Source organism: Cognataquiflexum aquatile, from assembly GCF_003316845.1.
Classification (GTDB): domain Bacteria; phylum Bacteroidota; class Bacteroidia; order Cytophagales; family Cyclobacteriaceae; genus Cognataquiflexum; species Cognataquiflexum aquatile.
The window spans coordinates 1-12,112 of record NZ_QMIK01000011.1 but is presented as its reverse complement, the minus strand read 5'-3'; the positions used below and the strand labels follow the sequence as shown (position 1 = coordinate 12,112).

The following is a 12,112-nucleotide window of genomic DNA, read 5'->3' as shown; positions in this document are numbered from 1 at the left end:
TGCTTTTTTCTTTATTTCTTCTGCGTACTTGCGTGGGGTATATTTTTTAACGCAAAGGATTTTGAGCTTCACTGTTTTTGGCGGAAACTCTAATAACTCTCTTCTCCTTGTTTCGGCCAAAAACCAAAATCGTATTTTTTGTCTTTATCCCCGAGTAATCCCGATAGCTATCGGGATTACTCGGGGTTATTATTATTTGATCCCTTCAGGATCATATCACCCGCCGATGATAGTACCTCCCAAACCATTATTCATTCAGCATTTTTAATTCCCTCCTTTTTTCCTTTTCCTCTGCGTCTCTGCGTGAATTATAAAATACAATGAAATCTTTCAATATAAGCTTTTACACGAGGGGTATTTGAACAAATAAGGAAGCATTGCATTTTGTGAACGAATTGGCAAAAAATAAATTTTCTTCCTTATTTTCCTTTCCGCCTTCAAAACCACCTTCCCATGAAAAAATTACAAAGTCTTTTCCTGTTTTTCCTTTTGTCCACCCTCTCTGTTTTTGGACAAAAAAGTCCTGCCGGAACCGCAGACATCTCCCTTCAATATTACCTTCCCCCAGGTTTTACTTACAATGAAAAAATCCCCAAGCCAAAAGACATTTTGGGGTTTGAAGTGGGCGAATGGAATGCAGGGTACGATCAGGTCATCCGCTATTTTGAAAAACTTGCAGACAGTTCTCCCCGGGTAAAGTTTGAAATCATCGGATATACCTATGAAAAGCGGCCCCAAATCATGCTGACGATCACCTCTCCCGAAAACCTCGCCAACATCGATAAAATCAAATCCGACAGACAGCAACTCCGTGACCCAAATGCCAAGATTGATTTTGATAAAATGCCCTTGGTCATGGCAGCGGGATATTCGGTCCATGGCAATGAGGCAAGTGCTATCAATTCCTCGATTTTGACCGCTTACCATTTTGCAGCTGCCAATGAAATCGAGGCAGATCTGAAAAATATCATCGTCCTGATAGATCCCGCACTGAATCCTGACGGAAGTAACCGCTACGCTTCTTGGGTCAATACCCACCGATCATACAACCTCAACGGCGATCCTGCAAACCGTGAACACAGCGAAGCTTGGCCGGGCGGAAGAGGAAACCATTATTGGTTTGACCTCAACAGGGATTGGCTGCTCGTGCAGCATCCGGAATCACAAAACAGGGTTGCTAAATTTCAGGAATGGCTTCCAAATATTTATCTGGATTACCATGAAATGGGAACCAATAACACATTCTTTTTTCAGCCGGGAATCCCAAGCCGGGACCATCCACTGACTCCAAAGAAAAATCTGGAACTGACTGAAAAAATCGCCCAATACCACGCCAAGGCCATGGATGAGATGGGTTCCCTTTACCATTCGAGGGAAAGTTTTGACGAGTATTATTTTGGCTATGGCTCCACTTATCCGGATATCCAGGGTTCGATAGGCATTTTGTTTGAGCAGGCTTCTTCAAGAGGGCATTTGCAGGAAAGTATCTACGGACCGCTGCCTTTTTCCTTTACAATCAGAAATCAGTTCCGCACCAGCGTGAGTTCCTTTGAGGCCGCCAAAAACATGCGGGGAGAAATCAACAAGTTTATGCAGGATTTCTATGCTGAATCCTTGAAAGAATCTGCCGTGGACACCAACAAGGCATATATCTTTGGTGATACCGCAGATGCCGCACGTGGTTTTCACCTGGCTGAAATGATTCAACAGCATCAGATCGATGTCTACTCCCTCAACCAAAATATCATTGTCAACGGTGTCTCTTTTGAGAAAGAAAAAGCCTATATCGTCCCCCTTGACCAGCCCCAATACAAGCTGATCAAAGCGATCTTTGAAACCCGAAACAACTTTCAAGACAGTCTTTTCTACGACGTCTCCGCATGGACATTGCCGATGTCCTTCAACCTTGACTACACCGCGCTGAGCAGCAAAATCATGAATCTTGCCGATGTCACACTTCTCGAGGAGGATTTTGGCAAAAAAGCCGGAGCCCTGATCGGTGAAAAAAACGCCTATGCCTACGCCTTTGAATGGGCAGATTATTATGCGCCAAAGGCTGCTTACAAATTGATGGATGAAGGATTTTTGGTTCGCCTGACCCATGAACCGATCACCCTTGCTGACGGAAAGGTCCTGAAAAGAGGAAGTATTCTAGTCAGTACACAAAGAGATGCTGAAGAAGATGCTGCCACCAAACTTCACTCTTCATTAACTTCCCTTGCTGCCGAAACGGGAATCACCGTCTATGGCATCAGCACGGGATATACTGCAGGTGTCAATATCGGTTCACCAAGCATAGATGTACTGAAAAAACCTGAAGTCGCCGTCTTGGTCGGGACAGGTGTAGCGAGTGGAGAAGCCGGTGAAATGTGGCATTTGCTAGACCAAAGATTTGACATGCCGATAACTTTGCTCCCTGTAGAAAGACTGGGAAATACAGACCTCAGCAGGTACAATGTCCTTATCATGCCGAATGGCAATTATTCAAGTTGGGGAAAATCCGAAGCCGAAGAAATCAAATCCTGGGCAAGTGCCGGAAATACTTTGATCGCCCGGGGAAATGCCATGACCTGGCTCAATAGCAATGAATTGGTTTCTTTTACCTTCAAAAAGGATACCCTTGAAGAAGAGAAAAAGCCTGACCTACCCTATGCAGACTATACAGAAAACACCGGAGCAAGGATGACAAGCGGTACGATTTTCCATGCAAAGCTAGATGTGACCCATCCGATTGGTTATGGATATGGCAAGTCGGAAATTTTCACTTTCAGAAACAGCAACCAAGTGCTCGAACCGGGAAAAAATCCTTACTCCAATCCCATGGTCTATACAGACAAGCCTTTGGCTAGTGGCTATGTCCATCCCGAAAACCTCGAAATGGTCAGAAACAGCAGCGCCATTCAGGTCAAGCGCCTCGGCCGGGGACGTGTCATCGGCATGGTAGACAACCCCAACTTCAGGGCGATATGGTACGGAACCAACAAGCTTTTCCTCAATGCCATATTCTTTGGTCAGGTGATCGAAGGCGGGACTGCGGATTGATCTATAAATATCCAACTCTCCAAGGGTTCAGAACCCTTGGAGGGTTTCTTCTACCCAAGTGTTTTCAAGAAATCCTTTTTGTAAACCAAAGGAGTCACGCCGATCCTTTCTTTGAACTGCCTGTTGAAATTGGAAAGGGTATTGAAACCGCTCTCATAACAGATTTCACTGATATTGGCGTCCATCTCATGGAGCAATTTGCAGGCATGCCCGATCCTGACATCGGTGAGAAACTCCGAAAAGGATTTGTTCATCCTCGAAGAAAAGTACCTGCTAAAAGCACTTTCCGTCATATTGGCCATGGAGGCCACCTCCTCAAGCAGGATTTTTTGGCGGAAATTTTCCATTACATACTCATATACCTTGCTCATCCGGTCTTTTTCGGATTCTTTGTTGGTGTTGATATAGCCGGCCTGAGTGATCGGATGGCAATCGGAGGATTCGGACAGGACTTTCAGGATTTCCAGCAATTTCAGGATGCTGTCAATTCCTTTTGATTCCGTCAATTTCTCAAATTGAGGGCGGAGCAATTCATTGGTCTTTCCGGTTATCTCCAATCCCCGCTCTGATTTTTGGAGCAGGGTCTTGATGCCTTCAAACTCCTCTTTATCATGAATGGCATTTCCCAAAAAGTCCTTGCCAAAGTACACCACAATCCCTTTGGTCCTCAGGCCGCTGTCTTTATCAAAGTACTGCGGGTCGTTCCGCCACAGATGCGGGAGATTTGGACCGGTAAAAACCATGTCAAATTCACGGAAAGGCTTCATCTGATCGCCGATAAACCTTGTCCCTTTTCCTTCCAAAACCAAGAACAATTGGTACTCATTGTGAAAGTGCCAATGTTTGTCAAAATTAGGGGCAACAAGCGCTTTGGCAACGAAAGCTTTGTCCTCAGGAATCCTTGATTTTTGAAGTGCCTGTTTCATGATTAGTCAATTATGCCATAATTATACATGAAAATTAAATTTTTGAACAAAATAAAGTCATAATCAGCAAAAAAAAAGGAAGATTGCCATTTGATAAATGTGGAATTTGAATCTTCCAATAAACCCTAAATTCCCCTAAATAAAACCATCCATGAGATATTCTCATTTACTCCTCCTCCTTCTCCTCTTCTCTGTCATCGGTTGTGGCAAAAAGTCCAATTTACCGGAGCTTCCCACAGGGCCAAGAAGAGCAGAAATCCTTTTCCTCGGACATGACAGCAAGCACCATGATTCGGAGAAACTGATGCCTTATCTGGCTCGACCACTTTTCCAAAAAGGCATAAACCTCACCTATACTTCTGATCCAAATGACCTGAACCTGGACAACCTGAATCAGTATGACGGGATCATGATCTATGCCAACCACGACAGTATTACTGTAGAACAGGAAGCTGCCCTCAAAGAGTATGTGGAAAGCGGCAAAGGTTTTATTCCCCTCCACAGTGCCTCTTTCTGTTTCCAGAATTCTGATTGGTATGTCGAAGCCGTAGGCGGACAGTTCCAATCGCATGGCACGGGTGATTTCAAGGTTGATATCATTGCCGCTGAGCATCCCGTAATGCAGGGCGTGGAAGTATTTGAAACATGGGATGAAACCTATATCCATACCCGGATCAATCCCGACATGACCGTCCTGATGGAAAGGGAAGAAAACGGACACCGCGAGCCTTGGACTTGGGTGAGAAATCAAGGAAAAGGACGTGTATTTTATACCGCTTATGGACACAATGAACGCACTTGGTCTCAGCCGAACTTCCATACCCTTGTCGCCAATGGCGTAATTTGGGCGATAGGAGATGATGTAGCCAAGCAGGTGGCCGATTTCAAAATCCCTCAACCGGTTTTTGAAGAGGCCGTCATTCCAAACTACGAAAACAAAGACCCGGCACCGAGATACCAACATCCGCTTTCTCCGGAAGAATCCATGAAATTGATTCAGATTCCTGTAGGATTTGAATTGCAGCTATTCGCTTCTGAGCCTCAGATCGTCAATCCAATGGCAATGTGTTGGGATGAAAAGGGAAGGTTGTATGTGATCGAAACAGAAGATTATCCTAACGAAGTCCGCACTGAAGGCGGAAATGACCGCATCAAAATCCTTGAAGATACCGACGGCGACGGCAAAGCTGACAAAGTAACTGTCTTTGCTGATGGACTCAACATCCCCACAAGCATCATGGCCATGAACAGAGGTATCCTCATCTCCATGGCTCCGGATTTTGTATTCTTAAAAGATACAGACGGTGACGACAAAGCCGATGTAAGAGAAGTATTGATCACAGGTTGGGGCAAAAGCGATACACACGCCGGACCTTCCAACCTGAAGTATGGCTATGACAATAACATTTGGGGTGTTTTGGGATATTCAGGTTTCAAAGGAACTGTTGGCGGGCAGGAATTCAATTTCTCCCAAGGTGTCTATAGATTCGCTCCTGATGCATCCAATTTTGAGTTTTTAGGTTCGACAAGTAACAATACCTGGGGACTTGGCTTCTCGGAAGATTTCAATGTCTTCATTTCCACTGCCAACGGTCAGCACTCTGCCTACTTGGCTATGACCAACAAAAACGTCAAAAGACCCATTGCAGGTGGGATGAACAATACCGTCTTTGGTATTGACAGCCACTACGACATGCCGCACCTGACGCAGTTTTTGAGACAGGTGGATTACCATGGCGGCTATACCGCTGCTGCAGGACATAACTTCTACACAGCAAGAACTTTCCCTAAATCCTATTGGAATAGGGTGGCTTTTGTGGCCGAACCAACAGGAAGGGTACTTCACAATGCCATCATCACCAAAGACGGATCAGGATTCAAAGAAAAGAACGGCTTCAATATCGTAGCAAGTTCAGACGAATGGTTCTCTCCAGTGCATGCTGAAGTCGGACCGGATGGTTCTCTTTGGATTGCGGATTGGTATGATTTTATCATCCAGCACAATCCTACTCCAAAAGGATTTGAAAACGGTGCCGGAAATGCCTACATCAACCCGATGCGAGATGCCAAGCACGGCAGGATTTACAGATTGGTATACAGAGGCGCGCCGGAATACAAAGGATTCTCCATTGATCCGACCAAAAACGCTGACCTGATCGCAGGCTTGAAAAGCGACAACATGTTTTGGAGAATGACTGCCCAAAGGCTCATTGTCGAAACCCAAAACAAAAGCATCATCGGTGACCTATACAAGCTGGTTGAAAATACGGATGTGGATGAAATCGGTCTCAATACCGCTGCCAACCATGCCCTTTGGGCATTGCATGGCCTCGGCGCACTGAGCGGTGATGATGCCAATGCCCTCAAAATAGTCGGCAAAGCACTCAGTCACCCTTCTGCAGGTGTCAGGAAAAACGCCATTGAAGTTCTTCCAAAAACACAGGAAACTTTTGCACTGATCCAATCCAACAAACTCCATCAGGACCAAGACCTCAATGTAAGGAAAGCTACTTTCCTTGCGTTGGCAGAAATCCCGACATCTCCTGAGATCAGCTCTTTGATCTATGAAGCAAGTCAGGACGAAGCCAACGGCAAAGACGCCTATCTTCCTCAGGTGATTTTTTCCGGGGTACTCGCCCATCCAAGTTATTTTGAACAAAACCTTGCCACGCTTTTCCCTGAAGAAAAAGTAGATTCTCTCTACACCCTGACAGAAAAGCTGACCAAGAGTCTTGTCGTCGAGCAATACAACCTCGACAGAAGGGCAGCGATCGTCTATCCTCCTGATGTCAGCAACAAAGAAATCCATATCGTCACCGAGTTGGCGGAAGGAAACGAACCGCTCGAAGGAGTCATCGCCGCGCAGGGAAACAAGATGAACGGGTATTCCCTTTTTGTAAAAAAATCTACCTTGAATTGGGTGGTAAAACAAAACGGCAAAACCTATAAAATCACCGCCGGCAACCTGCCAAAGGAACTGTTTAAGGTGGAAGCAAAGCTCCTTGAGGGCGGAGTGATGACATTGCAGGTCAATGACAATCCGGTTGCCAAAGCAAAAGCACCTTCCCTATTTACCGCTCCCTTGACTCCGGACAGAATCCGTGTCGGCAATGACATGGGTGAAGAAAATCAGGTCGGTGACTACGAAGGTTTCTCTTGGCTAAGGGGAAGAATGGGTAGAGACAGCTACCTCAGCCTCAAAGATCCCAACTTCAACCTGCAGGAATATTTGGCCAAAGGACCTGAAAAAGCCTCTCCGGTATCAAGGGAAAATGCCTTGGTAGTGAAGATCGGCGTCATTCCCCATGAAATGAAGTACAATGTGACAAGCTTCAAGGTGAAAGCCGGACAGCAAGTGATCATTGACTTCGAAAACAAAGATTTCATGCAGCACAACCTGATCGTTGCCAAGATTGGTTCGCTCGAAAAGGTAGGAAAAGCCGCTGACGAAATGGCAAGAGATCCAAAAGGAATCGAAAAAAACTATGTCCCCAATATCCCTGAGATCATTATCGCTTCCAAGCTTGTGGATCCTGAAGGGCTCGAATCCATCATTTTCACTGCACCTACCCAAAAAGGAGAATATCCTTTTGTATGTACTGTACCGGGTCATTGGCGCATCATGAACGGTAAAATGATCGTCGAGTAAAAACCGGGAAATTATGGCAATAAATGCAACTTTTGGTGTCAGCACCTGGCTTTGGACATCTCCTTTCCAAAAAGATACAATTGGATTATTCTCAAAAATCAAAGAAATGGGCTTCGACGCGGTAGAAATACCCGTCGAAAACCCGGATCTGATCGACATTCCTTCCGTCAAAAAAGCACTTGCAGAATTCAGCCTGCAGCCCATCATTTGTGGGGCTTTTGGGCCGACAAGGGACCTGACGCATGATGATCCGAGTTTTCACAAGACAAGCTTTGACTACCTGCAAAAATGCTTTGAGATCAGTTCTGCTCTCGGCGCCAAGTTCGTGGCCGGGCCGATGTACTCTGCGGTGGGAAAAGCAAGGCTCGTCTCTCCCGAGCAGCGAAAGATAGAGTGGGACCGCGCCGTCACCAACCTACACAAAGTCTGCCAGATGGCTGAGTCCATGGGACAGGAGATTGCTTTGGAAGCTTTGAACCGCTTCGAAACTGACCTGATCAATACCACGAAGGAACTCATGCAGCTCATCTCAGACATCAACCATCCCGCTGCCAAAGTGCTCTTGGATGGGTTTCATATGAGCATTGAAGAATCCAATCTGGAAGAAGCCGTCAGGCATGTCGGGGATAAATTGCTCCACGTGCAGGTTTCCGAAAACCACCGCGGCATCCCCGGAACTGGTCAGACAAGTTGGTTCTCCTTCAAAAGGGGATTGGCTGCCGTGAACTATACCGGAGTGATTTCGATTGAGAGCTTTACGCCAAATGTGCAGGAACTCGCCGGTGCTGTCTGCATCTGGAAACCCCTTGCACCAAGTCAGGATGAATTTGCTTCCCGCGGACTTCATTTCCTCAAGGACTGGCTTTCCGGCAAACAATTCACACACTAGGGAGGTCTTTCACCACAAAGCACACAGGGAGCACGGAGCTGGAGAGCCCCAAAATCTTCTTACCTCTTACCTTTTACCTCTTACCACTTACCCTTAACCAATAACCATTAACCCAATAACCATTTAACCTCTAACAAATAACCATAAAAGCCATATGCCAAAACAACTCAACATCGCCATCGTCGGACTTGGTTTTGGGGCGGAATTCATCCCCATCTACCAGAAGCATCCGCTAGCCAATATGTATGCCATCTGCCAAAGAAACGAAGACAAGCTCAATGAAATCGGAGATGCCTTTGGCGTAGCGAAACGCTACAGCGACTACGATGAGCTCCTCAAAGATCCAAACATAGACGCAGTCCATATCAACACCCCGATCCAATCCCATGCCGAGCAATCGCTCAAAGCACTCAGGGCCGGCAAGCATGTCGCCTGCACCGTGCCTATGGCCACGACTGTGGAAGAGTGCCGTCAGATCGTCGAAGCCTGTGAGAAAACAGGACTGACGTACATGATGATGGAGACGGTGATCTATTCCCGTGAATTCCTTTTTGTCAAGGAGATGTATGAGAAAGGGGAATTGGGTAAAATCCAGTTTCTGAGAGCAAGTCACCAACAGGAGATGGCCGGTTGGCCGGGATACTGGGAAGGGCTGCCGCCGATGCACTACGCGACACACTGCGTGGGACCGGTATTGGCACTGCCAAAAGCACAGGCCGAATACGTGTCATGCTTTGGGTCGGGAAGAATAGACGAAAACCTCATCCCAAAATACGGTTCTCCCTTTGCCATTGAAACCTGCCATATCAAACTCAAAGACTCCGACCTCTCTGCAGAAGTTACCCGCTCGCTCTTCAACACGGCGAGACAATACCGCGAAAGCTTTGATGTCTATGGTTCCAAAAAGTCATTTGAATGGACACTGATCGAGCATGAGGACTCCGTCATCCATACCGGGGAAGTCCCCGAGCGGGTCAAAATCCCTGATTATGCCCACCTGCTGCCAAAGGAAATCGCTTCCTTCACCACCGCAGGGGTGTATGATTCGGATGACAACCAACACCTTTCCTTTATCCAAGGGGCGGGACACGGCGGTTCGCATCCGCACCTTGTCAATGAATTTCTGTCAGCCCTGCACGAAGGAAGGGCTCCCTATCCTGATGCAAGACAGTCCGCCAATATCACCTGCGTAGGAATCCTTGCCCATGAGTCCGCGATGGCCGGTGGTCAGATCATGAAGCTGCCTTCCTTTACCCTCAGGTAAGCACATCACAATATTTACTACTAACACTAACACAATCAAACCTCAAATACCACTGCAATTGCGGTGGTTTTTTTGTGGGGTTTAGGGGATGGAAAACAGAGGATTTGAATAAACAGAATGTTTGAAGGAAGGATTGGATTAATGATAAACTAATCAGATATTTAAATATTCCCCATGAAAAAATACATAAAAATGAGCACACATCAAATCGATATTGTTTTACAATATCTTAAAATAGAGACAAATTATGCGGTGATTATTAACGGGCAATATGGGGTTGGTAAAACACATTTTTATAAAAATGAGCTTGCCCCAGAAATAAAAAAAACTACCTTGATAAAAGACGAATCTAAAAAATTTACTCCTATTCATATTTCCTTATTTGGTTTCAAGAGTTTAGAAGAAATACAAACAGCAATTTTCATAGAACTATTTCCTATTCTTAAAAGTAAGGGACTTAAACTTGCAGCAGGAATCGGGAAATCAATAATTCGAGGTATTGCACAACTTAATCAAGCAGGGGACATTGATAAATATATTGGAGATATAAACCAAGATGCTGATGATTGGCTTAAGTATGATGAATTAGTTATTTGTTTTGACGACTTAGACCGTAAAAGTGATTCACTGGACTTAAGAGACGTTTTTGGATTTATAAATTCTTTAGTAGAAAATCAAGGCGCCAAAATTCTTATTATTGCAAATGAGGAGCAACTAATTAAAGACACGAACTATTCATCTAACCTAAGGGAGAAAGTTATTGGAGTTTCTATTCAGTACAACCCAAATCCCAAAAAAATCTACAACCAAATAATCGACAGTCGATATTCATCTGCATTTAGTATTTATCATAAATTTCTTATTAATTCAGAAGATGAAATTGTAAGAACCATTGAAGTAAATAATAACAATTTCCGAAACTTAGTTTTCTTTATAGAGCATTTCAAACAAATTTTTGGCCCTATTGAAAGCATATTTCAAGCGGATGATAATTTTTCAGTTCTAAAAAATGAAAAACAAAAAGCCATTTTAGATTTCACTTTAGCTATTTCTATTGAGTATAAACTTGGTTTACTAAACTCTACAAACCTTGAAGATATAATTGATATAGACAAAGGTCGTTTTGAATTTGTTGATTCTAATAGCTTTTTAGATAAAATAAAAAAGAAAGGAGTTGAATCCGAAGAACTGGATTACATTGAAATTTTTAAGAAGAAGTATTATACAAATAAGAACTACTATTTTTTTAAATCCATTTTTGATTACATAACAGGTACTAGGGCATTCAAGATCGATGAATTGAAGGAAGAGCTTGAGGCATATTTCATAATCAAAGATGGATTAGTTCCTGATCAAGAAAAAATTTTAAATGATTTAGGTTATTTTAATTGTTTAAACCTAAGCGATAAAGAATACCGCGAAAAAACTTTTAAAATGTTATCATTCCTAGATGAAGGGAAATATCAGCTTCAACAATATGGAACAATTTTTCATTTCGCAACTCGATTTAATAACATTCTAAATTTAAATTTTATTAAACTAAAAAAGAGATTTAAAAAAGGCATTTTAAAAGGTAGACCAAATTATAAATACCTCTCAAATATAGATTTTTACATGTCAGTTAGCGAGGATTTAGAATTTAAAGATGATGTTATTGAAATAGTTAGGTTTTGTCTAGAAATAAATAATTCGCTCAGGGAAACAACTAATGACAATGAATTGGAAAATTTATTTAAACTTTTCCAAAACGACTATAGTGCTTTCATTGAAAAAGTTCAAGACCTAAACAAAGAATATCGCTTTTCTCCTTTTTGGATGGAGTTTAATTTAAATAAAACTATCAGGACAATTAACAAACTTGACAACGAACAGATTTGGAAGCTAGGACATTACTTTATCAACAGGTATAGAAAAAACATTTTTGAAAAGCTATTTCCCGAAAAAGCCTTCGTAATTAAACTTCGAGAACAATTAGATAATCCAACAAGAATTAGAAAGAGGAAAAATTTACATAATGCAAGTTTAGATTACCTTTCAAAATGTTTATTAGAAGGTGAACTTAATTTCCCAGTTTGAAATAATCCCCTCGGGGGTTTTTTAAAGCCTAACCTATTTCATCTTTACCCAAGGTTTTATTGGAGGCTATTGAGAAGTTTGACGGCTTTTCCGTCATGAACCCCTTTCTGAGTGTAGTTTGACTTTTGATGGTGAATCTAGGTGTAGGTACTATCTTTAAAATCAAGATTATTTTAATTTTTTTTACCTTTACGATACCGGAGAGGAAGCATACAGTGATCGTTCACTTGGATGTTTACCTTGTGTAGTGCCGACTTGATCGGCAC

The 12,112-nt window shown here is 43.4% G+C and carries 6 protein-coding genes; 5 read left to right on the top strand and 1 reads right to left on the bottom strand.

Annotation, left to right across the window (positions count from 1 at the left end; translation table 11 throughout):
- Positions 1-453: 453 nt before the first annotated feature.
- Positions 454-3,042 carry a M14 family zinc carboxypeptidase gene (locus DQW11_RS21850; RefSeq protein WP_113926270.1) on the top strand — a complete coding sequence of 863 codons (2,589 nt, stop codon included), beginning with the start codon at positions 454-456 and terminating at the stop codon, positions 3,040-3,042.
- Between the two features lie 50 nt (positions 3,043-3,092).
- On the opposite strand, the gene DQW11_RS21845 is transcribed toward DQW11_RS21850, so the two are convergent.
- Positions 3,093-3,968, bottom strand: coding sequence for an AraC family transcriptional regulator (locus tag DQW11_RS21845; protein ID WP_113926269.1), 876 nt, complete (start codon positions 3,966-3,968; stop codon positions 3,093-3,095).
- 151 nt (positions 3,969-4,119) lie between these two features.
- Here DQW11_RS21845 and DQW11_RS21840 point away from each other — a divergent pair, with 151 nt between their 5' ends.
- The 4 genes from DQW11_RS21840 to DQW11_RS21825 all read left to right on the top strand — a co-directional run bounded on the left by DQW11_RS21840 (position 4,120) and on the right by DQW11_RS21825 (position 11,846).
- A complete protein-coding gene (locus DQW11_RS21840; RefSeq protein WP_113926268.1) occupies positions 4,120-7,617 on the top strand; it encodes a PVC-type heme-binding CxxCH protein in 3,498 nt (1,165 codons plus the stop codon).
- A gap of 13 nt (positions 7,618-7,630) precedes the next feature.
- Positions 7,631-8,506, top strand: a complete 876-nt coding sequence (locus DQW11_RS21835) for a sugar phosphate isomerase/epimerase family protein (protein WP_113926267.1) — start codon at positions 7,631-7,633, stop codon at positions 8,504-8,506.
- 154 nt (positions 8,507-8,660) lie between these two features.
- Entirely contained in the window at positions 8,661-9,770 is a 1,110-nt protein-coding gene (locus DQW11_RS21830) for a Gfo/Idh/MocA family protein (protein WP_113926266.1), read from the top strand.
- A 174-nt stretch (positions 9,771-9,944) separates the two neighbouring features.
- A complete protein-coding gene (locus DQW11_RS21825; RefSeq protein ID WP_113926265.1) occupies positions 9,945-11,846 on the top strand; it encodes a P-loop NTPase fold protein in 1,902 nt (633 codons plus the stop codon).
- The last annotated feature ends 266 nt before the right edge of the window (positions 11,847-12,112 follow it).